Origin of the sequence: Marinobacter salsuginis (assembly GCF_009617755.1) — a bacterium.
In the GTDB taxonomy this organism is placed as follows: Bacteria; Pseudomonadota; Gammaproteobacteria; order Pseudomonadales; family Oleiphilaceae; genus Marinobacter; species Marinobacter salsuginis.
This window is the reverse complement of sequence record NZ_BGZH01000001.1, coordinates 2,049,698-2,073,973: the sequence shown is the minus strand read 5'-3', so window position 1 is coordinate 2,073,973 and position 24,276 is coordinate 2,049,698. Positions and strand designations below refer to the sequence as shown.

Here is a 24,276-nt window from a genome sequence, read left to right as displayed (position 1 = left end):
TATCTTCCGGACCGGGTCATGACCCGGTCTTTTCGTATTACAACGAAACAGAGATCACAACACCGTGCGACTTGTTTTTGCTGGCACCCCGGATTTCGCGGCAACCGCGCTCAAAGCCTTGATTGCCGCCGGCCACACCATCGTTGGCGTTTATTCCCAGCCGGACCGTCCCGCCGGCCGTGGCCGGAAGCTGCAGCCCAGCCCGGTCAAGCAGGTGGCGCTGGACCATGAGATCCCGGTCTTCCAGCCCGAAACACTGAAAACAGCCGAAGCGCAGAAGCAGTTGGCCGACCTGAAGCCGGACGTGATGATCGTCGCCGCCTACGGCCTGATCCTGCCAAAGGCGGTGCTCGACATTCCCACCCACGGCTGCCTGAACATCCACGCCTCGCTGCTGCCGCGCTGGCGCGGTGCCGCTCCCATCCAAAGGGCCATAGCCGCGGGCGATGCGGAAACCGGCATCACCATCATGCAGATGGACGAAGGCCTGGATACCGGGGCCATGCTGTTGAAATCCCTGACCGCTATCGATACGAGCGACACCGGGGGCAGCCTGCACGACCGTCTCGCGGAGCTTGGTGGCAAGGCCATCATCAAGGCCCTGGAGCTTTTAAAGAAAGGGGAACTTACCGGGGAACCGCAGAACGACGACCTCGCCTGCTACGCCAGCAAACTGAGCAAAACCGAGGGCCATATTGACTGGGCCACGGACGCCACAGCCATTGAACGGCTGGTTCGCGCTTTCAACCCCTGGCCCGGAACCTACACCGATCTGGGCGATCAACGGATCCGCATTCACGAAGCCAGGGCCCTTGTGACAGACAGCGACGCGTTTCCCGGCACCGTGGTGCATAGGGATCGGGACGGGATCGATATTGCCTGCGGCAACGGCACCCTGCGCATCACCCGCCTGCAACTGCCAGGCTCCCGCGCCCAGAGCGTGAATGACCTGATCAACGGCGGCAAAGAACTGCTGATGCCCGGCCAGGAGCTGCGCTGACATGGGGGACCGACAACAACCCATGCGCGCCATCGCCGCAGGCGTGATGCTGGCCGTGGAAAACGGCCAATCCCTGTCCCAGTGCCTTCCGCCAGCCCTGAACCGCCTGCCCGCCAACGAACGCCCCGAACTCCAGGCGCTTTGTTATGGTACGTGCCGCTGGTTTCACCGACTGGAGGGCGAACTCAATGGCCGGCTGAAAAAGCCCCTGCGCAAACCGGACCGCGTCGTCCATCACCTGATGCTGGTGGCCCTGTTCCAGTTACGCTTCAGCCAACAGGCCACCTACGCCATACTCAATGAAACCGTCGAAGCCTGCCGGGCCCTGGACAAACCGCACCTGACCGGCCTGGTGAACGGGGTACTCAGGGCCGCGGAACGGGAAGGCGCACCCGAGCCAGCAGACGATTCTGCCCGTTTCAGTCACCCCGTCTGGATGGTGGAAAAACTCCGCCATAACTGGCCGGAAGACTGGCAGCAGATTCTGAACGCCAACAATGCCCAGGCGCCCATGACATTAAGGGTGAACGCGTTGCGTTTTTCCCGTGACGAGTATCTCGGCCTGCTGAAAGAGGCTGGCATTGAGGCGAGCCCGACCCGTTTCGCACCCCACGGCATTCAATTGGCCCATCCTGTGCCTGTCGACCAACTACCCTGGTTCGCTGACGGCGCCGTGAGCGTGCAGGATGAAGCGGCGCAGCTGTGCACCACACTGCTGGATCTGGCCCCGGGCCAGAGAGTTCTGGATGCCTGCGCCGCGCCTGGGGGTAAAACCTGCGCAACCCTGGAAAGTTGTGGCGAACTGGCAGAAGTGGTCGCCATAGATGAATCCGCGGAACGCCTGCCCCGGGTCCAGGAGAATCTGGATCGCCTGGATCTGGACGCCACTCTGAAACAGGCCGATGCCGCGGCCACCGACCAATGGTGGGACGGCGAGGCATTCGATCGCATTCTGCTGGACGTGCCCTGCAGCGCCAGCGGCGTGATTCGCCGTCATCCCGATATCAAGTTATTACGCCGTGAATCGGACATTACTCCCCTTGCTGCTATACAGCTCGGGTTACTGGACGCGATGTGGGCTATCCTGAAACCCGGAGGCCGGCTGGTGTATGCCACCTGTTCGGTGTTCCCCCAGGAAAACCACCGTATAATTCAGCGGTTCTGCAAGCAGCAGACCGATGCCATCCTTGTTGAGCCAGAGGCTCAGTGGGGGCGCGATATGGGTGCGGGGCGGCAACTACTCCCCGATCCGGACAGCCATGACGGCTTCTTCTATGCCGTGCTGGAGAAACCCGAACCATGAAAATCCTGATTCTCGGGGCCGGCCAGGTCGGCGGAACACTCGCCGAAAACCTTGCCAACGAAGCCAACGACATCACCATCATCGACTCCGACAGTGCCCGGTTGCGGGAGCTGCAGGATCGGCTTGATATCCGCACGGTCCAGGGTGCGGCGTCCTATCCGACGTCACTGCGCCAGGCCGGGGCCGAAGATGCCGACATGCTCATCGCAGTGACCAACAGCGACGAGACCAACATGGTGGCGTGCCAGGTCAGCAAGCTTCTCTACAAGACACCGACTACCATCTGCCGGGTGCGGGCCAACGCCTACCTGGCAAAATCGGAGCTGTTCTACCAGCGTGACCAGACCAAGGATCTGGACAGTCTCCGCGGCTTCCCGATCGACGTTCTGATTAGCCCCGAGCACCTGGTGACCAAGCACATTACCCGGCTGATCGAAAACCCCGGCGCCCTGCAGGTGCTTGAGTTCTCCAAGGGGCTGACCCGTCTGGTGGCCATCCGCGCCACGAAGGGCGGGCCACTGGTGGGCCATGAGCTGTCTTACCTGCGCACACACATGCCCAAGATCGATACCCGGGTGGCGGCAATTTTCCGGAAAGACCGGGCAATCATGCCGGAAGGAAACACGGTAATTGAGGACGGCGATGAGGTGTTCTTCATTGCTGCGGCCGACCACATCAAGTCTGTCATGAGTGAGCTCCAGCCGCTGGTAAAACCTTACAAGCGCATCTTTATCTGCGGCGGTGGCAACATTGGCCAGCGCCTGGCCAACACCCTGGAAAGCCGTTACCAGGTCAAGCTGCTGGAACGGGACCACGAGCGCTGTGTGATGCTTTCAGAAAACCTGCGCAAGACCGTGGTGCTCGAAGGCAACGCCGCCAACAAGGACATCCTGCTGGAAGAGAACATCGAAAACACCGATGTATTCTGTGCGGTGACCAACGACGATGAAGCCAACATCATGGCCTCACTTCTGGCCAAGCGCCTCGGTGCCCGCAAGGTACTGACCCTGATCAACAACCCGGACTACGTGGACTTGATCCAGGGTGGCGACATCGACGTGGCCATCTCGCCCCAGCAAACCACCATCGGCAGTCTACTGACCCACGTACGCCGGGGCGACGTGGTAAACGTTCACTCACTGCGCAGGGGCGCTGCCGAGGCGATCGAAGCAATTGCCCACGGCGACCATCGATCGTCCAAGGTAGTGGGCAAACGGCTGGATGAAATCAACCTGCCGGAAGGCACGACCATCGGTGCCATTGTCCGTCGCAACGAAGTTCTGATCGCCCACGATCACCTCCGGATACAGCCGGATGACCACGTTATCCTGTTCCTGGTCGATAAAACCCGCATCCGCGATGTGGAAAAACTGTTCCAGGTTGGGCTCACCTTCTTCTGACTTAGAAATACACAGCCAGCACGCGTATAATGCGCCTTTCTTTTTTCAGAGCGTCCCGAAGGATAACCGGGGCGCCACACACAGACTGATCAGCAGGCAACCGTCGTGACAGACAAGGCAACAAAACAGACTACTCCGGATATCGGGACCTTCCAGGGCCTGATCCTGGCTCTGCAGAATTTCTGGGCGCAGCACGGCTGCGTGGTGCTCCAGCCACTGGATATGGAAGTGGGCGCGGGCACCTTCCACCCCGCTACCTTCCTGCGTGCTATCGGGCCGGAAACCTGGAACGCCGCCTACGTTCAGCCCAGTCGCCGGCCTACGGATGGCCGCTATGGTGAAAACCCCAACCGCCTGCAGCACTATTACCAGTTCCAGGTGGTTCTGAAGCCATCGCCCGATAACATCCAGGAGCTGTATCTGGATTCACTGCGCGCGCTCGGCCTGGACCCGCTGGTGCACGACATCCGGTTTGTGGAAGACAACTGGGAGTCCCCGACGCTGGGTGCATGGGGGCTGGGCTGGGAAATCTGGCTGAACGGTATGGAAGTCACCCAGTTTACCTACTTCCAGCAGGTTGGCGGCCTGGAGTGCTTCCCGGTCACCGGCGAGCTGACCTACGGGCTGGAGCGCATCGCCATGTACCTGCAGGGCGTGGACAGCGTATACGATCTGGTCTGGACGGAAGGCCCTGACGGTGTGGTCACCTACGGTGACGTGTTCCACCAGCAGGAAGTGGAGATGTCCACCTACAACTTCGAGCACGCCGACACCGAGTTCCTGTTCCACAGCTTCGATGTTCACGAGCGGGAAAGCGCTCGCCTGATTGAAGCGGGCCTGGCACTGCCAGCCTACGAGCAGGTACTCAAAGCCTCCCACACCTTCAACCTGCTGGACGCCCGCCACGCCATCTCGGTGACCGAGCGTCAGCGTTTCATCCTTCGGGTTCGCACCCTTGCTCGAGCCGTTGCCCAAGCCTACTTCGACAGCCGTCGCTCGCTCGGCTTCCCGCTCGCCCCCGAGGCGCTGCGTAAGGAAGTCCTCGCCGCTGCTGACGCCGCCGACGACAAGGCGAAAAGCAAGAAGGGCAAAAAAGCGAAGAAGGCACAGCAGGAACAGGGGAACGCATAACCATGGCTACACAGGATTTTCTGGTCGAACTGGGCACCGAAGAGCTGCCCCCCAAGGCCCTCAAGCCGCTTTCTGATGCCTTCACCCAGGGCATTGCCCGGGGTCTGGAAGAAGCAGGCGTCGAATTCGCAAAGGTTGAAAGTTTTGCCGCTCCGCGCCGTCTGGCCGTGCGCATCCGGGATCTGGCCGATTCCCAACAGGACAAGTCGGTTGAAAAGCGTGGTCCTGCCGTCAAGGCGGCATTCGACGATGCAGGCAACCCGACCCGCGCGCTGACCGGCTTTGCCACCTCCCTGGGCGTCACCCCGGATCAGCTCGACACCCTGGAAACCGACAAGGGTGCCTGGGTGGTATACCGCACGGTCGAGCAGGGCAAGCCCACCGTGGAACTGATGCCGGAACTGGTGGAGCAATCCCTGGCCAGCCTGCCGATTCCCAAGCGCATGCGCTGGGGCGCCCACCGCACCGAGTTCGTTCGCCCGGTGCACTGGGTCGTCATGCTGTTTGGCAACAAGGTGATTGAAACGCCGATCATGGGGCTGAACCCGGGCAACAAAACCCGCGGCCATCGCTTCCACTGCCCGAAATCCCTGATCGTGCCCACGCCGAATGATTACGAAGTCGTTCTCAAACAGGAAGGCTATGTGATCGCTGACTTCGCGGAGCGTCGGGAACAGATCCGTGCCGGCGTGACCCAACTGGCCGAAAAGGAAGCTGGTGGCAAAGCGGTCATTGATGAAGACCTGCTGGACGAAGTCACCGCACTGAACGAGTGGCCTGTGCCTTTGATGGGCCGCTTCGAGGAGCGTTTCCTCGAGGTACCGGCAGAAGCGCTGATTTCTTCCATGAAGGAACACCAGAAGTACTTCCACGTGGTGGCCGCCGACGGGGAAATGCTGCCGCTGTTCATTACCGTTGCCAACATCGAGAGCAAGGATCCGTCCCAAGTGATCTCCGGTAACGAAAAAGTGATCCGGCCCCGTCTTTCCGACGCCGCGTTCTTCTATGAAACCGACCGCAAGACCAAGCTTGAGGATCGCATCGACGCCCTCAAGCCCATCGTGTTCCAGGAGAAGCTGGGTAGTATCTACGATAAATCCGTACGCGTAGCGGCCCTGGCCAGGAAAATTGCCGACGCAATCGGCAGTGATCCGGCCCTGGCAGAGCGCGCCGCCATGCTGGCCAAGACCGACCTCGTCACCGAAATGGTCCTGGAGTTCACCGATCTTCAGGGCATCATGGGCCAGTACTACGCTGCCAACGATGGCGAGCCGGAAGACGTGGCCAAGGCACTGAACGAACAGTACATGCCCCGTTTCGCCGGCGACGACCTGCCGACTACCCTCACCGGCTGTGCCATCGCCATTGCCGATCGGCTGGACTCTCTGGTGGGTCTGTTCGGCATCAACCAGCCACCGTCCGGTACCCGGGATCCGTTTGCCCTGCGCCGGGCATCCCTGGGTGTGCTGCGGATCATCATTGAGCGTGAGCTGCCGCTGGACCTGCAGACCTGCTGCGAGTGGGCAGAAGAGAACTTCACGGTGCTGACTGAGCAGAATACCGCGAGCACGGTTGTCGACTACATGCTGGAGCGTTTCCGCGCCCATTACGACGAGCAGGGCATTGGTGCCGAGGTTTACCTGGCCGTTCACGCCCGCCGTCCGACTCGCCCGCTGGATTTCGACCGCCGAGTTAAGGCGGTGGAAGCCTTCCGCCAGCTGCCTGAAGCGCAGGCTTTGGCCGGCGCCAACAAGCGAGTTTCAAACATCCTGACCAAGCAGGGTGGTGACAGCATCGGAGAAACCGTCGACGCCAGTCTGCTGCGGGACAGCGCGGAAAAGGCATTGGCCGAGCAGGTCGACCAGCAGTCCGCCAGGGTTCTGCCGCTGTTCGAGAACGGCGATTACGCCAGCGCCCTGAGTTCTCTGGCCAGCCTGCGGGAACCGGTGGACAGCTTCTTTGACGAGGTGATGGTGATGGCCGACGATGAGGCCACCCGGAACAACCGTCTGGCCTTGCTGAACCGGCTGCGGAACCTGTTCCTGCGCGTTGCGGATATCTCCCTCCTGCCCACAGCAGGTTGAGGCCGGACGAAGGGGCGCGCACACAGCGATGCTGATCATTCTGGATCGGGATGGGGTCATCAATGAATACGATGGCAATTACATCTGCTCGGCGGATGAATGGCATCCCATTCCCGGCAGCATAGAAGCGGTGGCCCGGCTGTGTAATGCCGGCCACCGTATTGCCATCGCCACCAACCAGTCCGGCATCGGTCGGGGCTATTACGACACCGACGAGCTGGATGCCATGCATGAAAAGCTGGAGCAGCTGGTGGAAGCCCAGGGCGGCTGCATCGATTTCATTGCCTTTTGTCCCCACCATCCCGACGATCAGTGTGGCTGCCGCAAGCCACTGACCGGCCTGCTGGAACAGATTCGACAGCACTTCCACCTGACCAGCCTCCAAGGGGCCATCATGGTCGGCGACAGCCGAAAAGACCTCGAAGCGGGGCACGCCGAAGGTTGCCACCCGGTACTGGTACGAACCGGTAATGGCGAGGAAACCGAGCGCCACCTGGACACCAGGCCCATACCGGGCGCCGATGTCAGTATCTACGATAATCTCAGCAAATTTACGGATGCCCTTTTGTCCGCCGAGGGCTGGTAAAACCAAAGCGAATCCGTATAATACCGGCCGTTGATCGGCGTGTGGCGCAGCTTGGTAGCGCACTTCGTTCGGGACGAAGGGGTCGCAGGTTCGAATCCTGCCACGCCGACCATTTTCCCGCGCTCTCTCCCCTGTTTATCTCCTACTTGAAGCTTCACGGAAGCACAGCAATGACGACGCATCTGGTGTCGGCTTTGTCGTTACCTCCTTAAAGCAAAGGCTCCACCGGCAACAGCGAAAACAGATACACCAATGCCCTCTTGAAGGCGCCGACATTGGGCTCATGATGGTGCTCAATCGTCTCCGATCCATTGAATTCCAGCCAACGCAGTTCGCCGTCCTCGCCCAGTATTACTTCGTAGGCCGCCAGCCTGACCTGTTCGGGAAAGGCCGACTCCAGAGCATCGGCCAGTTCCGGGCTCTTGATCAGAAAACCCAGCTCGGTGTTGAGGTTTGCTGAACGGGGGTCGAAGTTGAAGGAACCGACAAAGAGCGTCTCACCATCCACGGCAAAGGTTTTGGCGTGGAGGCTGGCCGCAGAGCTCCCAACCATACCGCCAGAGCTCTGGTGCTCGTCTTCATTTTCCGACCTGAATTTACGCAATTCGAACAGTTCGACACCCGCTTCTAATAGAGCCTCCCGGTATTTCGCATAGCCTGAATGCACCAGGGCAACGTCGTTGGCTTCCAGGGAATTGGTGAGAATCCGCACCTCCACGCCGCTCGCTTCCAGATCGCGGAACAACTCTACGCCGGGGTTACCCGGAACGAAGTAGGGCGAAACCAGGGCTACTGTCTTTTCGGGTTCACCCAGGGCCAGGGCCAGCTGTTGGCTCAATAAACCGTGTTCCTCTTCGAGCCCCTGGGCTTTGGCCGGATCATCGCTCACCATCTCGACCGGTGCCCAGACAAACGAAACCTCCTGGTCCAGTAACTCTTGAAGGAAATCTGAATTGCGCAAAGCCGCTACAAAACGACGGGCCTCGGCATTCTGTTCAACGGCCGCAAGACTGGTTTCCAACGCATCCAGATCTTCATCGCCGACTGCAGACAACAACCGATCCGCCGGATACGAGGACTCACTTGCCCAGTAACGATCAAAATCCTGCGAAACACGGTCCACGACAGGCCCGATGGCCAGGACATCCAGGTCCGAGAACAGGGCACCGCTGCCAACCCCGAAATACTCATCGGCAACATTCCGGCCGCCAATGATGGTGGCCTGGTTGTCAGCCGTAAATGACTTGTTGTGCATCCGGTGGTTCAGGCGGCCGAAGTCGGTCAGGAAGCCGAGGGCCCGGGAACTGCGAATGACGAACGGATTGAACAGCCGAACCTCGACGTTGTCATGATGATTCAGCGCAGAAAGCCACTCATCCATGCCTGCGATGCCGTTGTCATCCAGAAGCAGCCGGACCCGCACGCCGCGCTCGGCGGCCCGATACAGCGAGTACAGAAGCAGCTTGCCAGTAATATCGTCCTGCCAGATATAGTACTGAACATCCAGGGATCGATCGCTGGCCTCGGCAAGCAACGCTCGGGCAACGAAAGCATCAAGGGGATTCTGCAGTGCAGCAATACCACTCAGGCCAGGGTGGTTTTCGAATTCGTAGCCAACTGCCCGGCCAAGGCGGGTGCCTGCTGTCTGCTCCTGCGAGAAAGCTTCAGACTGTGACCGGTCTTTCAGAGAGGGCAGTGCGCAGCCGGTCAACAGACTCGTCAGCAGGAAGAGCGTCAGCGTGAAGGTTGTTCGGCTTTCGGTCATTTATACAAGGAGCCATCGCGTGATGAATCAATCAATTGAAATCATGGCACAAAGAAACCTGTTGGACTGGTTGCAGAGCCGCGTTTCAAAAATATTGCCAGTTCAATACTGAGGGTCGCGGCTTCAATTCGTTAAACCTATTTGTTCTATAGATATAACTATATTGGATAACGACTGCTGAACGGGTTATTGTTATTCCGACATCAAGAGGCCAACAGCCTCCACCAGTAAAACCCGACAGGAGATTCATCATGAGTTTATTGCTTGGCTCAACCGCCCCGAACTTCACCATCGACAGCACTGCAGGCCAGATCAACTTCCACGACTGGGCCGGCGATTCCTGGGTATTCTTCTTCAGCCACCCGGCCGACTTCACGCCGGTGTGCACCACTGAAATGGGCCGCACCGCTCAGCTGGCGCAAGAATTCGAAGCCCGCAATGTAAAGCCCCTGGGCCTGTCCACCGACACCGTGGAAGAGCACGTAAAGTGGATTGACGATGTCAACGACACCCAGAACTGCAATCTCCAGTTCCCGATCGTTGCGGACGCAGACCACAAAGTGGCCGAACTGTACGAAATGATCCACCCCGGCGAGAGCGAAACTGCGGCCGTACGCAGCGTGTTCATCATCGACCCAGACAAGAAGATTCGTCTGACCATGACCTACCCGATGGCGGTGGGCCGCAACTTCGACGAAATCCTCCGGGTCATCGATGCCCTGCAAACCGGTGATGCCAACAAGGTTGCCCTGCCGGCCGACTGGCGCAAAGGAGGCGATGTGATCATTCCGCCCTCCATTTCCAATGAGGAAGCCAAAGGCCTGTTCCCACAGGGCTGGAATGAGATCCGTCCGTACCTCCGCACCACCAAGCTCTGATCCGGTTCGCGGATAATATCGGGGCCCGCCGTTTGGCGGGCCTCCCCAATGCAGGAGGCCCCCCAAATGAAACAGATTCTGACAGTTCTGCTTGTCACTCTTGCCATCGGCTTCAACGCCCAGGCGGAAGACGCGCTTTACCTGACCTCACAGGAAACCTATGACCTCGTTCAGGAGCAAGGTGATCGCCTGCTATTTGTCGACGTCCGGGATCCAATTGAAATTATGTTTATCGGCTTCACCGATATGGTCGACAAGAATATCCCGTTCAAACTGGCGGATCGCTCAGACTTTCTCTCGGATAAAGGCCGGTTTGCCATGAACACCAATCGGGATTTCGCTTCACAGGTAGAAGAAGCCCTGAGAGAAAAAGGCCTCACCAGGGATGACCTGGTCATTACCATGTGTCGTTCCGGTTCCAGCCGCGGCAAGCCCAGCGCCGAATACCTGATGGAGCGGGGCTTCACCAATGTGAAATACATTGACCACGGCTTTCAGGGCAGTGGTGCCAAAGAAGGTAAAAAGAAAGGCATGAGAATTGTGAATGGCTGGCAGAATGAAGGCCTGCCATGGTCTATGACGCTCAATCCAGAGAAAATCTATCGTCCGTGATTGGAATGTAAACGCCCGGGGTCGGCCCAGCCCCGGGGCTTCCGCCCTCAGAAGGTGAATGTACGCATCTTCGGGTTCAGCATCTGGCCGGCCATTTCCGGCGGCATGGCCACCCCAACGCCATCAATCAGATCATCTTTGCTGTATTCACTGTTCGGTAGATACAGCGCACAGACTTTAGCATCACCACCGTTTTTCAACAGGCCGCGCAGCATCTGCCCCGGCGTTACATTCTTGGGTTTGAGGGCAGGCGCTTCGTAGGACTTGAGTGCCAGGTCACCGGCTTTGTCACAAAGCAACACGTTTACCTTGGCTCCCTGCTGGGCCATGGTGTTCGAAAGCACCATTGCCATGCCCTGGGTTTGCAGCGAATCGCTGGACAGGATGACCAGCACCTCTTCGACGCCGCCTTTGTGGCTGTCGGCCTGAACACTGAAAGGTACGGCTGCAATCAGTGCAGCTGCGGCGACGGCCTTGATTGATTTGATCATGGGAAAAACTCCTTTTTGGTTGATCGAAAGACTTCAAAATCAATGTATCTGGCCAGGGAATGAGCTTCAGTGACAAAGTCACTTTCAGAGCTATGCCTGCCTTAAAGCTGACCCCGCCCTTATATTTCCTTTTATTCTAACGATAGACTCATAAGTTTGGTACCCTTTGATATATCTCAAGCTCACTCGCGCGCAGCAAACAAAGACAAGAGGTTCGAGGCATGACCAGCAACACAACCACCACGGGCAACGTCAAAACCCATACGGTCGTAATCGTAGGCGGCGGGGCGGCCGGTATCTCGGTGGCGTCCAGCATTCATAAGCGGGACAGCAATATCGACATTGCCATCATTGAGCCCGCTACCCGGCATCATTACCAACCGGGCTGGACCATGGTGGGTGGTGGGGTTTTCCGGCCGGAAGTCACCTCCAAGCCTATGGCAGAAGTCATGCCCGCTTTTGTTTCCTGGTACCAGCAACCGGTAAGCGCCATCGACCAGGACAACAACCGGGTTACTCTGGGTGACGGTTCTTCCATGGAATACAAAGCCCTGGTGCTCGCTCCAGGGCTGGAGCTGAACTGGGGCGGCATCGAAGGCCTGGAGGAGGCGTTGGGCTCCAATGGGGTCACGTCCAATTACCGCGAGGGCATGGCCAGCTACACCTGGGACCTCGTCCAGAATCTCAAGAACGGCCGAGCGCTTTTCAGTCAGCCTCCCATGCCGATCAAATGTGCAGGCGCGCCCCAGAAAGCCATGTACCTGTCTGCCGATTACTGGCTCAAACACGGCGTGCTGAACAATCTGGATATCCAGTTCCATAACGCCGGCGCCGTTCTGTTCGGTGTGGCCGATTACGTCCCGGCCCTGGAAGCCTATATCGAAAAATACGGCATCAACCTGAATTTCCAGAGCACACTGGTTGCCGTAAACGGGCCCGCACAGACAGCGGTATTCCGCTCAACCGACAGCGAGGGCAACAGCCAGGAGCGCGAGATCAGCTTTGACATGCTGCACGCCGTCCCACCCCAGCGGGCACCAAAGCTGATTCGTGAATCTGCCCTGGCCAACGAAGGCGGCTGGCTGGATCTTGAGGACGATACCCTCCGCCATAAAACCTACACCAATGTCTTTGGGCTTGGGGACGTTAGCGGAACCGGCAACGCCAAAACCGCCGCTGCAGTGCGTAAACAGGCGCCAGTGGTGGCTGAGAACCTGGTGGCCACGCTCCGAAACCAGCCGCTTGAGGCCGCGTATCTGGGCTACGGCTCCTGCCCGCTGACGGTGGAAAACGGCAAAATTGTACTGGCGGAGTTCGGATACGGCGGAGTACTGCAGCCCAGCTTCCCGAAATGGATCAACGATGGCACCAAGGCCACCCGGGCCGCCTGGTGGTTGAAGGCCAAGCAGCTGCCAACGCTGTATTGGCACGGGATGTTGAAGGGGCATGAGTGGCTGGCCCGGCCCGCAAAGCGTTAACCCCTGGGAGAGGCTTACCAATGGAGGCTGCCCCACGAACAAACAGCCCGCCAGCGCCATGTGTCGCGTTGGCGGGTAGCGCCTCGGGCGTTGTCATTAGGGAAATTCCTGAGGCCCTTCACCGTTCCCACCGATAGAGTTATTGCAATATTTGTCCTACCCTGACTTAGTAATAAGTCTTTTACGCTAATGTCAGGGTTGATAATGCGCAGAAACCTACCGGTTACGGACAACGAAAAAACCTTCTCACCCAATCAGAAACTTATTTCCTCCACAGATCTCAAAGGTAAGATTAGGCACTGTAATTCGGCCTTTGTAGAGGTAAGTGGTTTCAGCCGGGACGAGCTGATTGGCCAGCCTCACAATATTGTCCGGCATCCCGATATGCCACCCGCCGCCTATGAGAACATGTGGGCACACCTTAAGGCCGGACAGCCCTGGATGGGCCTGGTAAAGAACCGTTGCAAGAACGGCGATTTCTACTGGGTCAGTGCCTACGTTACCCCGGTCACCGAAAACGGCAAGGTAGTCGGCTACGAGTCCGTGAGATCCTGTCCCGACAGGAAGGACGTCGAGCGCGCAGAAAAGCTATACGCAGCCCTGAGGGCGGGCAGAACAGGAACCCCTTTCTGGCGCCGTGTCCAACCCCCCACCATCTTTTTGGCGCTTGTTTTCATTGTCACAGGGGCACTGTTTCTTGCCGATCAGAAAATGTTGTCCGAGCTTGTGCTGGCTGGGGGCGTGATTGCCTATGCCGGCTGGATGCATCTGGCCAGAAAACAGCTGATGGGCTCGGTCACCAGGCTACTGGCACACAGCTTCACAGATGATCTGGCCGCAAGAAGCTACACTGATGACGATTTGCCACTTGGACGTATCAAGGTTGCAGTAAAGGCCCAACAAGCTCACCTTGATGCGGTACTCACCCGGCTTGAAGACTCCGCCGATGAGATGCGACTGTATTCTGTGAAAGGTCGCGAAGTCAGCTTCGAAGCTCAGGAGGCCCTCAAACAGCAGCAGGCCGAAACCGAACAGGTTGCGGCAGCCGTACACGAGATGTCCCATACCATTGCGGAGGTCTCCTCGAACGTCCAGTCCACGGCAGAGCGGGCGGATGGCGCAAAAGAGTTTGCCAATGAGGGGCGTTCCGTTGTGCGCGGGACCCGGGAAGCCATTGAATCTCTCAAAGGTTCCGTTCATGGCATTAGCGCTTCCGTTGGCGAGTTGGCTCAGCAGACTCAGCAGATAGCCTCAGCCGCAAAAATTATCGAAGAGATTGCAGAGCAGACCAACCTGCTGGCCCTGAATGCCGCCATTGAAGCGGCGAGGGCCGGCGAGCATGGACGCGGATTTGCCGTTGTGGCCGAAGAGGTAAGGGGCCTGGCATCCCGGACCCGCAATTCAACGAGTGAAATCCATGGCATTGTCAGCGAACTGATTGCCCGCTCCGAGGAGGCCAACCAGAAAGCCGACGATGGCAAGCTTTCGGCAGACGAGGGCATGGAAAAAATGCTTTCGGCCGAGAGCACCCTTAATGACATTGCTGAATCCGTCTCCAACATTGCCGAAATGGCAATGCAGATGGCAGCTGCCGTGGAGGAGCAGGCCCAGGTGTCGGATCAGATCAACGAGCAAGTGGAGAAAATCTCGGATCTGGCATCCAACAACCTGTCCAAAGGTGAAGAGTCCACCGAGTGCGTTAAAAACATTGAGCAGATTGCGAACGATTTGCACGAGCTGGTCGTACGTTTCAAGTGACAGGAGGATGGACGCCGCCGAGCTTTGTTCAAAAAATAACCACCTGGCCTAGCAAAGTGAGTCACGACCATGGATAGCAGTACCCTGGAAAAACGACGGCTCACCGCCCTTGAGCGTTTGGGCATTCTCGATACGCCCCCGGAAGACCGTTTTGAAAGGCTTACCCGGATTGCCCGCCAGTACTATGGTGTAAAAACGGCGCTTTTTTCGGTGCTTGATGCCAACCGTCAATGGTTCAAGTCGCGTCAGGGCCTTGATGTCAGCGAGACCCCCCGCCCTGTTGCTTTCTGTGATTATGCCATTCAGCAGGACAAGGCGTTTATCGTCTGCGACGCTACAAAGGACCCTCGCTTTTCACAGAACCCACTGGTTACAGGACATCCCAACATCCGCTTCTATGCCGGCATGCCGGTACGTGAGCCGACCGGTTTCAAAATTGGCACCATTTGCATCATCGACGATCAGCCCCGTGATTTCGGGGAGCTGGATCTGGACATCCTCCGAAACCTTGCCACGATGATCGAGGACGAGCTCGAGCGAACGTACCTGTCGATCGAGAACCATGAATTCGTGGAAGTGTCTCACCTGAACCGATCGATCCAGCGAGCTTTGAATGTCTTTCTGACCAGTGACAACCAGAATGCGGCCTTCGAGCAGATGCTCAACGATCTCCTGTCGCTCACCGGCAGCCAGTTCGGGTTTATTGGCGAAACCCTGTCAAAAGAGAATGGCGTCCCTTATCTGAAAATCGGAGCGATCACCAATATTGCCTGGAACCCCAAAACCCAGGCGTTGTATCAACAGGTCGAACGACGGGGGCTTGTGTTCGATCGCCTGGACACCCTGATTGCACTTCCCATGACCTCGGGGGAGGTGGTCATTTCCAGCGATGTCGCGACCGACCCTCGCCGCGGCGGGCTCCCTCAGGGGCACCCAGATATTGATGCCTATATCGGTATTCCGGTGTTTTCCGGAGATCAACAAGTTGGACTGGTGGGGCTGGCGAACCGTCTCGGCGGATACAAAGTAAAACTGGCCGAAGAGCTCGAGCCTTTGCTGCAAACCCTCGGCAACCTGATCGAGCGCAAAAGGTTGCACCATGAGAAGCAGCAACACCAGAAACGCCTTGAAAAAGCGGCGAACTACGATGCCCTCACCGATTTGCCCAACCGCCGGAAACTCACTGAGATTTTCACCCAGGAGCTGCACGAGGCGAACCTGCGAGAAGGCACAGTTGCCCTCTGTTTTATCGATCTGGATGGCTTCAAAGGCATCAACGACCAACATGGCCACGCAGTTGGTGATGCAGTCCTGAAAATCATCTCCGAACGCCTGAAAGCAACTGTGAGGCAACATGACGCCATCGGTCGTCTCGGGGGAGACGAATTTGTCGCCATACTCCGGGATGTGGAGGATTCGACGGTCTACAACCGCATTCTGGAAGTTGTACGCCGCCCGATCAGTTACCAGAATTCTGTCATGAAACTGTCGGCCAGCATGGGTGTGACCGTTTATCCTGACGACGCCGAGGATCCGGATACACTGCTCCGGCATGCCGACCAAGCGATGTATGCGGCAAAAGATGCGGGCAAAGACAGCTACAGCCTGTTTGACCTCGCCTCCCACTATACCCGGAAAGAGCGTGTCCGCGTTCTCGAGCAGGTTGACGAGGCACTGGCGAAAAAGCAGTTCGAGCTCTACTACCAACCCAAGATCAACTACCGCACCGGATCGGTAGAGGGTTTTGAGGCACTGATCCGTTGGAACCACCCGGAGGAGGGGCTTCTGTCGCCGGCCCGATTCCTGGAGCACCTTGAATTCACCGAATACGCCAGACAGGTTGGCCTGTTCGTGATGGAAAGCGCAGTCGGCGTGATCTGCGAATTCATGAACCTGGGGTTGCCGTATACCGTCAGCATCAACCTGAGCCCCTCCCACTTCCTGAGCGAACACTTCCCGGATGACATCACCGGCACCATGAACGAATGCCCTCACGAGGTGCGGGACCGGCTGATCATAGAAATCCTTGAAACCACTGCCCTGGACGACACCACCACGGTCATGAAAAACCTCAGTGTTTGCCGCAATGCCGGACTGGGCATTTCCCTGGACGATTTCGGCACCGGTTACTCATCATTGAACTATTTCCGGACGTTGCCGGCCCAGGAAGTGAAAATAGATCGAACCTTCGTGGGAGATCTGATCGGGAACCAGGATAACTCGATGATCGTAGAAGCGATTTTGCGCCTGTCCCAGAGTTTTCAGAGGCGTACTGTGGCAGAAGGGGTAGAAACGGCCGAACAGGAGGAGCGTCTACTGTCTCTTGGCTGCGATGTTGGCCAGGGTTATCGTTACAGCCCACCGCTTCCACTTGCAGAAGCGCTCGAATGGGCCAACACTTTCACTTGGGCCCGTTATCGTTCGGGCCAGAACTAGCCGCGAAATCGCGGCCTTCGTGTGAGGGATCACATGCATCTGTCTGCAGAAACAAGGCTCAATGCCATTCTCGATGGTACTGGCGCGGGTACCTGGGAATACAATCTGGACACCGGCGAAATTATCTTCAACGAACGCTGGGCCAGTATGCTCGGCTATACCCTGGAAGAGCTTGAACCTCTATCCTTCGAGACGTGGGAGCGCCTCAGTCATCCCAGCGATGTCGAATCAGCGCACGAGGCTCTCAATGCTTACCTTAACCGGGAGGCCACCAAGTTCGAGTGCGTAGTTCGCATGCTTCACAAGGACGGTGACTGGCGTTACATCCACACCCGCGGAACCCTGTTCAACAATGACCAGACGGCAGAAAGCCGTTGGCTGATGGGTACGCATCTTGATGTCACGGAAGAGAAAGTTTCCCAGCACCAGCTGCAGCAGCTTGCCGAATCTCTCCCCGGGGTCATATATACCTTTACTCTCAATAAAGATGGCAGTTTTCACTTCCCCTATATGAGCCGCAAGGCCAAGGATTTCTATGGCGTAACGGCCGCGGAAACCCAGAGCAACCCGGAACGGATGTTCGAAACCATTCACCCAGAGGATGTCGCAAAAGTTCACGAGACTATCGAACTCTCCCGCAAGACGCTAAGCGAATGGGTTTGTGAATACCGCATCATCAAAGATGGCCAGCCCCGATGGTTGCGAGGGGTTTCCCAGCCGGAGAGAAATCCCGACGGTAGTACTACCTGGCATGGCGTTATTACGGATATCGACGACCAGAAGCGCCTGGAATTCCAGCTGGAGGCCCTCACGATTACCGATGAACTGACAGGGCTCTACAACCGGAGATACCTGCTCAGAAAACTCGAGGAACTGGCTGACCAATCCGCCCGCTATAACCATCCGTTCTCATTGCTTTCCCTGGACATCGATTTCTTCAAAAGCGTCAACGATTCCTGGGGCCATCTCACCGGCGATAAGGTATTGCGCACGGTGGCCAATCTGATCGAAACGCGGACTCGCAAAACCGACATTGTTGCGCGCACCGGAGGCGAAGAGTTTATCGTTCTGATGCCTCACACCACCTTGGGTGATGCTCGCCAAGTTGCCGAGTCCCTGCGTATCGGTATGGAGACAGAGAGTTTTCTCAGTGAAGATGACACTCCCTTCAACGTTACCTTGAGTGCCGGGGTCGTATGCTGGGACCAAAGCATAAACGGTGTGCGGGATCTGCTGTCCACATGCGACCAGTTGCTTTACCAGGCAAAACGGGCAGGCAGAAATCAGGTCGTCGTCAGCGAAATCGGCGCTGAATAGAGCTGACAGCCAAAAAACAGCGTATTCTGGCGTTCGACAACAACCCGAATGGAGAAAAAGCATGATCGGATACGTCACCCTTGGCGTCAGTGATATGGAACGGGCAAAGGCCTTCTATGCGGAACTGTTGAGCGACCAGGGAGCGAGGCTGCTGCTGGATATGGGGCGTATCGCCTTTATCGGTAAGAGCATGAAAGCGCCCATGATCGCGGTTTGCGTTCCCTTCAATGAAGAACCCAACCATCCCGGCAACGGCAACATGGTTGCCCTGCCTGCGGAGTCGAAAGAAGGTGTGGATGCCTTGTACAAGAAAGCCATCGAGCTGGGTGCCACCTGCGACGGTGAGCCGGGGCAACGGATTCCCAACCAGTTCTACGGCGCCTACGTGAAGGACCCCGACGGTAACAAGCTGGCGTTTTTTGTATTCGGTTAACAGCATGCAGAAGGCCCTCAGTTGAGGGCCTTCGCTTGTTAAGGTTCAGCTTGTTGCAGCCGCCACTTCCGCCTTACCGGTTTTCAGCAGTGCATAGCCGAAACCGATTACCAGGGACCCCACTGCAATCGCAATCAGATAGGGCAGCACCGCACTTACCGCATTGGGAATGGCCAACACAAACAGCCCACCGTGTGGTGCCATCAGCTTGACGGTAAACAGCATCGACAGGGCACCGGTTATTGCTCCTCCGACCATGCACACTGGAATAACCCGCAAAGGATCCTTTGCCATAAATGGAATGGCACCTTCAGAGATAAAGCACAAACCCAGTACGAAGGAAGCCCGACCGGCCTGCCGTTCCACCTCTGCAAACTTGCGGCGCGCGATAAAGGAAGCCACGCCCATGCCAATGGCCGGCACCATACCCGCCGCCATAATGGCCGCCATGGGTGCAGAGCCGCCACTGCCCTCGGATAGCAGGCCAACGCCAAACGTGTAGGCAGCCTTGTTAACCGGCCCCCCCAGGTCAAAGCACATCATGGCGCCCAGAATGCCGCCCAGCAGGATCGCATTGGTGGTTCCCATGCTCTCAAGGAAGCCGGTCAGACCATCCATGATCGCGGCCATAGGCTCGCCGATCACATAGATCATCCCCAGACCTGTCACCAGGCTGGCGAACAGAGGAATGATAAGAATGGGCTTCAGCGATTCGATGCTCTCCGGCATTGGCAGTTTCTGGCTGATAAAGCGCGCGACATAACCAGCAAGGAAACCCGCCACAATACCGCCGAGGAATCCAGCTCCCAGTTCACCCGCCAGAAACCCACCGATCATTCCCGGCGCCAGGCCGGGACGGTCGGCAATAGACCAGGCAATGTATCCGGCCAGCAACGGAATCATCAGTTTGAAGGCGGTGCCACCACCGATCTGCATCAGGGCGGCAGCCAACGTACCTTCCTCCTGAAACGCTTCAATCCCGAACACGAAGGACAGGGCGATCAGCAAACCGCCAGCAACCACCATGGGCAGCATGAAGGAGACGCCGGTCAGCAGGTGCTTGTAAGGCCCTCTTTTCTCACCACTTCCGGAGGTGCCCGAGGTTTTCTTCTGGCCAGCGTCCAGAACCACGGCTTCTTCGAGGGCGTCGTGGATGGCATCGGCTGGTTTTTTCAGGGCGGCACCGGTCGAGGTCCGCCAGACCCGCTTGCCAGAGAAGCGACCCGGATCTACCTCAATATCACAGGCCAGGATCACCACATCTGCCGCCGCAATTTCCTCCGCCGTTAGCGGATCCTGGGCGCCGACAGAGCCCTGGGTTTCTACGCGGATCTTGTGGCCTGCGGATTGCGCCGCGGCGGTCAGTGCCTCTGCCGCCATAAAGGTATGGGCGACGCCAGTGGGACAGGCAGTAACGGCAACGATCCGTTTACTCCCGGCGGCGCTGCCGCAAGACGAAGCTGACCCCACCGGTTCCTGACTGGTGCTCGCCGGGTCCCAGGGTGTTGCTTCTGACTCGGCCTTGACCAGCACAGCATCGGGATCAGGGAGCGCGGCCGTGACCGGAATCTGTAGCAGGCGTTTGCCCGCGTACGCGTCGAGATCGACCGGGACGCCGACCGCTGCAATAACCAAATCGGCCTGCCGGATTGTTTCGTCGCTGGGCTTGCTGTTCGCTTTACCATCCGGACCGCGAGTATCGGTAGTCACGGACCAGCCACGCCGGTTCGCCGCCCGCTCCAGGGCGCGGGCGGCCAAAAAACGGGTTGCCACGCCCTGCGGGCAGGCAGTCACAATGATCAGATTCATAACCGTATCTCTCCGGTGTTATTTTGCCCAGGCCAAGGCTGCACCCGGGTTTGTTGGAGAAGGGAAGGAAAGTCCGGTGCCTCAGGGTCTCCGACACCAATGTGTTGCACGCATTCGGCAGACAAGGCTGTCGCGTACCGCAGAACTGCTTCATCACGCTCGCCACCAAGTACGCCATGAAGCATCCCTGCCAGCAAGGTGTCGCCGGCACCAACGGTGCTGACCAGCGAGACCGGAGGCACCCGGGATCTCAAGAGGCCGCTCGGCGATGACCACAACACGCCATCTGCACCCATGGACACCACCACGTGCGACACGCCGTGAGTGCGCAGGCGGGCAACGGTCGTTTCCACGGCTGCCACATCGTTTATGGGCAGGCCGGCCCAGCCAGCCAGCTCATCCGTATTAGGCTTGATAGCAAACGGTCCCGCCTCGATACCCGCTTTTAGTCCCTCGCCACTGGTATCCAGCCATACCGGCTTGCCTGCCTCGGACGCCTGCTGAACGAGTTCCGCCACGCCAGAAGGCAAAAAGCCGTCTGGCAAGCTGCCACCGATGACAACCACGTCACACTCCGGCAGCAGCGATTCCAGGCGATCTTCAAGACTCTGGAGGGCAGTTTCCGGCGCGCGGAAACCTGGGCCATTCAGATCAGTCACCCGTCCGCCGGCCTCAGCAATCTTGATATTGATTCGGTTTCGGCCAGGAACACGGACAAAACGGTCCTCGAGGCCTTCCGCCTCAAACAGACGTTCAAAGGGCCCGGGATTAGCGTCACCCAACAGTCCTGCCACGGTGACCGAGTGCCCCAGACGGGCCAGCACCCGGGCCACATTGATGCCTTTCCCAGCCGGCTCAATCAGGGTATGACCCGTTCTGTTAACTTCTCCGAGGGTGAGGGGCGGCGTTTCAACGCTGAGGTCGAGGGCCGGATTCAGGGTGATTGTCAGGATACGCGCCATCACCAGGCCTCCAGGGCATCGCGTACCTCTGAGGCGGTTGCCAGCGACAGAGCCTTTTCCGCCTGTTGTCGGGCTGTTTCCAGGTTCAGACCACGGATGCAGGCCTTAACCAGGGGTACCCGTCGACTGGTCACAGACAGCTCGTCTACATCCAGCCCAACCAGAACCGGAATCGCCTGGGGATCAGACGCCAGTTCCCCGCACACACCTACCCAGCGATTGTGAGCATGAGCGGCTTCCACAGTCATCCGGATCAGCTTCAGTACCGAAGGATGTAAGCCATCCGATTCCGCTGACAGCTGGCCGTGACCACGATCGATGGCCAGAGTGTACTGGGTCAGGTCATTGGTTCCGACCGAAAAGAAATCCACTTCCGGCGCCAGGGTAGATGCCAGCAGGGCACAGGAGGGTACTTCGATCATCACGCCAACCTGAACGTCATTGGCCAACACCTCGCTCTGGACCTTTGAAACAATGGCCCTGGCCGCTCGGAACTCCTCAAGATCCTTGACCATGGGGAACATGATGCGAAGGGGGCGATCACCTGCCGCAGTCAGCAGGGCCCTGACCTGGGTTTCCAGGATGTCCGGGCGGGTCAAAGACAATCGAATACCACGCATGCCCAGAAACGGGTTGTCTTCCTGGGGCAAAGGCCAGTAATCCAGCGGCTTGTCGCCCCCCACATCCAGGGTGCGGGCCACCAGAGGCAGGCCGTTAAGGGCATCAAATGCGTGCTGATATTCACGTACCTGAGTCGCCAGATCCGGCGCCTCCGGATGAGCCATGAAGATGAACTCGGTACGAAGCAGGCCGACACCGTCTGCGCCGCGGTCCACCGCATCCGGAGTGTGGGCTGTATTGCCAAGGTTGGCACCCACCTGAACGGTGTGACCGTCTTCGGTAGTGGCAGGCTGGTTGCGGTTCTCGTGGGCCTGGGCCTGCAGGGCTTCAAGTTGTTGCAGGCGGCGGCGTATCTTGTCGCACCGCTCGACACCCGGGTTCGGCACCACACAGCCCCGTTCACCATCCACAACGAGGTCCGCTCCGTCCGCGATGGCGAGTATGGATTCACCAGCACCGACGACCGCTGGCAAACCAAGGGCACGTGCCAGTATCGCGCTATGGGAGGTTGCGCCGCCTCGGGCAGTAACGAGACCGCGCACGCGAGAGGTATCCAGGCGGGCGACATCGGAAGGCCCGAGATCGTCGGCCACCAGAATATACGGGGCATCAGGCGGAGTCGGCATTGTCACGCCGCACAGATTGGCCAACACCCGACGGCCGACATCCCGCAAATCCGCTGCGCGCTCCGCCAGCAACCGGTCTGCCAGGGCTTCCTGGGCCCGGGCTGCGGTATCAATGGCTCTCCACCAGCCCGCCTCGGCAGACGTGCCTTCATTAATCGCTTCCAGCGTTGCCTGATAGAGGTCTTCGTCCTGAAGCATTTCAACGTGAACCGAGAGTATGGGCGCCGCTTCACCGCCTTCCGCCTGCCGGATCAGGGTACGAAGCTGGCCATCGGCATCGTCAATGGCCTGATTGAGACGCTGGATCTGTTGCTCGCTGTCTTCGGCAGACTGCTCGTACCTGAGTTTGGGCTGGCGCATCACGAAGGCCGATGCGAGGGCCAGTCCGGGTGAGGCTGCAACAGCTTTCAGGGGCTGATCATCTGTCAGTTCCCGAGCTGGCTCAGCTTCAGGCACCACCATCCGCTGTTCCGCTGATTGCAGCGGAGCGACTGTCTCGCCCAGCCCCTCATCAATGGCTTTCGTCAGTGCCGCGATGGCTTGACGTGCCTCGTCGCCAGTCGCTGAAAGCAGCAGGGTCTGGCCCCTGCGGGCGCCCAGGCCAATCACCCGGGTCAGACTGGTTGCAGAGACCGCACTGCCGTCGCCTTCGAGAAGACGCAGGCGAATGCTGGCATTGTGGCGACGAGCCTCCTGGACGAGTTGCTTGGCGGGCCGTGCGTGAAGGCCGTGGGTATTCAAGAGGGTCACTTTAGCGGTAACCGCATCGGCGGCTTCACCGGACAGCCTCGCCAGCACTGCCTCCGCATTCAGCCCGTCAATCGGCTCGTTACGAGCAAGGAAGTTATCTATTCGCTCCAGCAGGTCATGGCACTCATCACCGGGCCCCGCCAGGCAGAAAACACCCCGGAGTTCCGAGCTTGGCCGCTTTGGAGTTGCCAATGACAGGGTCGGACGCCTGGCACCAACGGTGTGATGCGTCAGCCAGAACCCCTCCCCGAGATCCACTGGCGGTTGGCCGATAATGCTGGCCAGAAAATCTGTGTCTACGCATCGCAAACTCTGCAGACGCGCAGCAGCAATCAGGGCCAGTTCATTAGGGGTAGATGCATCAATACCGAGACAGAGAGTCTCCGTATCGCATTTGGCAACCGCCGGCGCTTTGGAGAGCAGGGCAACCAGTTCCGCGGCATCCGAGGCGTGACCCAACTTCTCAGCCAGCCCTGGCTTATCCAGTACACGGGTCAAATGCCGGAGAATATCCAGGTGCTCATCGGACTGGGCCGCAATCGCAACCAGCACATACACCCGCGCACCATCGTGCCAGGTGATCCCCTCGGGGAACTGAAGAATACGGATACCGGTGTTCAGAACTGCATTCCGGCTTTCCGGTGTGCCGTGGGGAATAGCAATGCCGTTGCCCAGTACCGTGGAAGATTGCTGTTCACGGGCGCTCATTCCGGCCAGGTATTCCGAAGAGGTCCGGCCAGCGCTCTCAAGGTCCCGAGCAGCCTGTTGCAGCGCGTCCTGCCAGTCATCGGCAGTTGCACCCAGGCGAACGTCATTGGCAGTCAGCGTCAGCATAA

18 protein-coding genes and 1 tRNA gene are annotated in these 24,276 nt (G+C 58.5%); 14 read left to right on the top strand and 5 right to left on the bottom strand.

Annotated elements, in window-relative coordinates:
- Positions 1 to 64 precede the first annotated feature (64 nt).
- The 7 genes from fmt (at position 65) to GJU83_RS09355 (ending at position 7,616) form a co-directional block, all read left to right on the top strand.
- On the top strand, positions 65 to 1,000 hold the full coding sequence (gene fmt / locus GJU83_RS09385; RefSeq protein ID WP_069182442.1) for a methionyl-tRNA formyltransferase: 936 nt from the start codon (positions 65 to 67) through the stop codon (positions 998 to 1,000).
- A gap of 1 nt (position 1,001) precedes the next feature.
- Positions 1,002 to 2,303 carry a 16S rRNA (cytosine(967)-C(5))-methyltransferase RsmB gene (gene rsmB / locus GJU83_RS09380; RefSeq protein ID WP_069182441.1) on the top strand — a complete coding sequence of 434 codons (1,302 nt, stop codon included), beginning with the start codon at positions 1,002 to 1,004 and terminating at the stop codon, positions 2,301 to 2,303.
- On the top strand, positions 2,300 to 3,703 hold the full coding sequence (gene trkA / locus GJU83_RS09375) for a Trk system potassium transporter TrkA (RefSeq protein WP_069182440.1): 1,404 nt from the start codon (positions 2,300 to 2,302) through the stop codon (positions 3,701 to 3,703). Before rsmB ends, trkA begins: the two co-directional genes overlap by 4 nt.
- 105 nt (positions 3,704 to 3,808) lie before the next feature.
- Entirely contained in the window at positions 3,809 to 4,834 is a 1,026-nt protein-coding gene (gene glyQ, locus GJU83_RS09370; RefSeq protein WP_069182439.1) for a glycine--tRNA ligase subunit alpha, read from the top strand.
- A gap of 2 nt (positions 4,835 to 4,836) precedes the next feature.
- Positions 4,837 to 6,918, top strand: coding sequence for a glycine--tRNA ligase subunit beta (glyS, locus tag GJU83_RS09365; protein WP_069182438.1), 2,082 nt, complete (start codon positions 4,837 to 4,839; stop codon positions 6,916 to 6,918).
- Between the two features lie 28 nt (positions 6,919 to 6,946).
- A complete protein-coding gene (gene gmhB, locus GJU83_RS09360) occupies positions 6,947 to 7,504 on the top strand; it encodes a D-glycero-beta-D-manno-heptose 1,7-bisphosphate 7-phosphatase (protein WP_069182437.1) in 558 nt (185 codons plus the stop codon).
- A gap of 35 nt (positions 7,505 to 7,539) precedes the next feature.
- Positions 7,540 to 7,616, top strand: a tRNA-Pro gene (locus GJU83_RS09355).
- A 96-nt stretch (positions 7,617 to 7,712) separates the two neighbouring features.
- Here GJU83_RS09355 and GJU83_RS09350 read toward each other — a convergent pair.
- The gene (locus tag GJU83_RS09350) at positions 7,713 to 9,269 is read right to left on the bottom strand and encodes a phospholipase D family protein (RefSeq protein ID WP_153634171.1); all 1,557 of its coding nucleotides are present in this window, start codon (positions 9,267 to 9,269) and stop codon (positions 7,713 to 7,715) included.
- A 251-nt stretch (positions 9,270 to 9,520) separates the two neighbouring features.
- Here GJU83_RS09350 and GJU83_RS09345 point away from each other — a divergent pair, with 251 nt between their 5' ends.
- Both GJU83_RS09345 and GJU83_RS09340 read left to right on the top strand, forming a co-directional pair.
- The gene (locus GJU83_RS09345) at positions 9,521 to 10,147 is read left to right on the top strand and encodes a peroxiredoxin (protein WP_153634170.1); all 627 of its coding nucleotides are present in this window, start codon (positions 9,521 to 9,523) and stop codon (positions 10,145 to 10,147) included.
- A gap of 66 nt (positions 10,148 to 10,213) precedes the next feature.
- Positions 10,214 to 10,759 (top strand): rhodanese-like domain-containing protein, encoded by a 546-nt coding sequence (locus GJU83_RS09340; protein ID WP_228715163.1) that lies wholly within the window; start codon positions 10,214 to 10,216, stop codon positions 10,757 to 10,759.
- Positions 10,760 to 10,806: 47 nt separating this feature from the next.
- On the opposite strand, the gene GJU83_RS09335 is transcribed toward GJU83_RS09340, so the two are convergent.
- Positions 10,807 to 11,250, bottom strand: a complete 444-nt coding sequence (locus GJU83_RS09335; protein ID WP_136630754.1) for a DsrE family protein — start codon at positions 11,248 to 11,250, stop codon at positions 10,807 to 10,809.
- Positions 11,251 to 11,471: 221 nt separating this feature from the next.
- On the opposite strand from GJU83_RS09335, the gene GJU83_RS09330 reads away from it, so the two are divergent.
- From GJU83_RS09330 to GJU83_RS09310, 5 genes are all read left to right on the top strand, one after another.
- Entirely contained in the window at positions 11,472 to 12,728 is a 1,257-nt protein-coding gene (locus GJU83_RS09330) for an NAD(P)/FAD-dependent oxidoreductase (RefSeq protein WP_069182432.1), read from the top strand.
- 204 nt (positions 12,729 to 12,932) lie between these two features.
- Positions 12,933 to 14,486, top strand: coding sequence for a methyl-accepting chemotaxis protein (locus tag GJU83_RS09325; RefSeq protein ID WP_069182431.1), 1,554 nt, complete (start codon positions 12,933 to 12,935; stop codon positions 14,484 to 14,486).
- A gap of 69 nt (positions 14,487 to 14,555) precedes the next feature.
- A complete protein-coding gene (locus GJU83_RS09320; RefSeq protein ID WP_069182430.1) occupies positions 14,556 to 16,922 on the top strand; it encodes a sensor domain-containing phosphodiesterase in 2,367 nt (788 codons plus the stop codon).
- Positions 16,923 to 16,955: 33 nt separating this feature from the next.
- A complete protein-coding gene (locus GJU83_RS09315; RefSeq protein ID WP_069182429.1) occupies positions 16,956 to 18,239 on the top strand; it encodes a sensor domain-containing diguanylate cyclase in 1,284 nt (427 codons plus the stop codon).
- Between the two features lie 61 nt (positions 18,240 to 18,300).
- Positions 18,301 to 18,672, top strand: a complete 372-nt coding sequence (locus GJU83_RS09310; RefSeq protein ID WP_069182428.1) for a VOC family protein — start codon at positions 18,301 to 18,303, stop codon at positions 18,670 to 18,672.
- 45 nt (positions 18,673 to 18,717) lie between these two features.
- On the opposite strand, the gene GJU83_RS09305 is transcribed toward GJU83_RS09310, so the two are convergent.
- Genes GJU83_RS09305 through ptsP form a run of 3 tightly spaced genes read right to left on the bottom strand, consistent with a single transcriptional unit; the run spans position 18,718 to position 24,274 of the window.
- On the bottom strand, positions 18,718 to 20,481 hold the full coding sequence (locus GJU83_RS09305; RefSeq protein ID WP_069182427.1) for a PTS fructose-like transporter subunit IIB: 1,764 nt from the start codon (positions 20,479 to 20,481) through the stop codon (positions 18,718 to 18,720).
- Positions 20,478 to 21,443, bottom strand: a complete 966-nt coding sequence (gene pfkB / locus GJU83_RS09300) for a 1-phosphofructokinase (RefSeq protein ID WP_069182426.1) — start codon at positions 21,441 to 21,443, stop codon at positions 20,478 to 20,480. The genes GJU83_RS09305 and pfkB overlap by 4 nt, the downstream gene beginning before the upstream one ends.
- A complete protein-coding gene (ptsP, locus tag GJU83_RS09295; RefSeq protein ID WP_069182825.1) occupies positions 21,443 to 24,274 on the bottom strand; it encodes a phosphoenolpyruvate--protein phosphotransferase in 2,832 nt (943 codons plus the stop codon). The genes pfkB and ptsP overlap by 1 nt, the downstream gene beginning before the upstream one ends.
- Positions 24,275 to 24,276: the final 2 nt, after the last annotated feature.

Coding starts and splice junctions, on each gene's coding strand:
- GJU83_RS09310 (WP_069182428.1), top strand. CDS start 18,301: ATGATCGGATACGTCACCCTTGGCGTCAGTGATATGGAACGGGCAAAG.
- GJU83_RS09325 (WP_069182431.1), top strand. CDS start 12,933: ATGCGCAGAAACCTACCGGTTACGGACAACGAAAAAACCTTCTCACCC.
- GJU83_RS09320 (WP_069182430.1), top strand. CDS start 14,556: ATGGATAGCAGTACCCTGGAAAAACGACGGCTCACCGCCCTTGAGCGT.
- gmhB (WP_069182437.1), top strand. CDS start 6,947: ATGCTGATCATTCTGGATCGGGATGGGGTCATCAATGAATACGATGGC.
- GJU83_RS09335 (WP_136630754.1), bottom strand. CDS start 11,250: ATGATCAAATCAATCAAGGCCGTCGCCGCAGCTGCACTGATTGCAGCC.
- ptsP (WP_069182825.1), bottom strand. CDS start 24,274: ATGCTGACGCTGACTGCCAATGACGTTCGCCTGGGTGCAACTGCCGAT.
- GJU83_RS09340 (WP_228715163.1), top strand. CDS start 10,214: ATGAAACAGATTCTGACAGTTCTGCTTGTCACTCTTGCCATCGGCTTC.
- GJU83_RS09350 (WP_153634171.1), bottom strand. CDS start 9,269: ATGACCGAAAGCCGAACAACCTTCACGCTGACGCTCTTCCTGCTGACG.
- pfkB (WP_069182426.1), bottom strand. CDS start 21,443: ATGGCGCGTATCCTGACAATCACCCTGAATCCGGCCCTCGACCTCAGC.
- GJU83_RS09315 (WP_069182429.1), top strand. CDS start 16,956: ATGCATCTGTCTGCAGAAACAAGGCTCAATGCCATTCTCGATGGTACT.
- rsmB (WP_069182441.1), top strand. CDS start 1,002: ATGGGGGACCGACAACAACCCATGCGCGCCATCGCCGCAGGCGTGATG.
- GJU83_RS09330 (WP_069182432.1), top strand. CDS start 11,472: ATGACCAGCAACACAACCACCACGGGCAACGTCAAAACCCATACGGTC.
- GJU83_RS09345 (WP_153634170.1), top strand. CDS start 9,521: ATGAGTTTATTGCTTGGCTCAACCGCCCCGAACTTCACCATCGACAGC.
- trkA (WP_069182440.1), top strand. CDS start 2,300: ATGAAAATCCTGATTCTCGGGGCCGGCCAGGTCGGCGGAACACTCGCC.
- GJU83_RS09305 (WP_069182427.1), bottom strand. CDS start 20,481: ATGAATCTGATCATTGTGACTGCCTGCCCGCAGGGCGTGGCAACCCGT.
- glyS (WP_069182438.1), top strand. CDS start 4,837: ATGGCTACACAGGATTTTCTGGTCGAACTGGGCACCGAAGAGCTGCCC.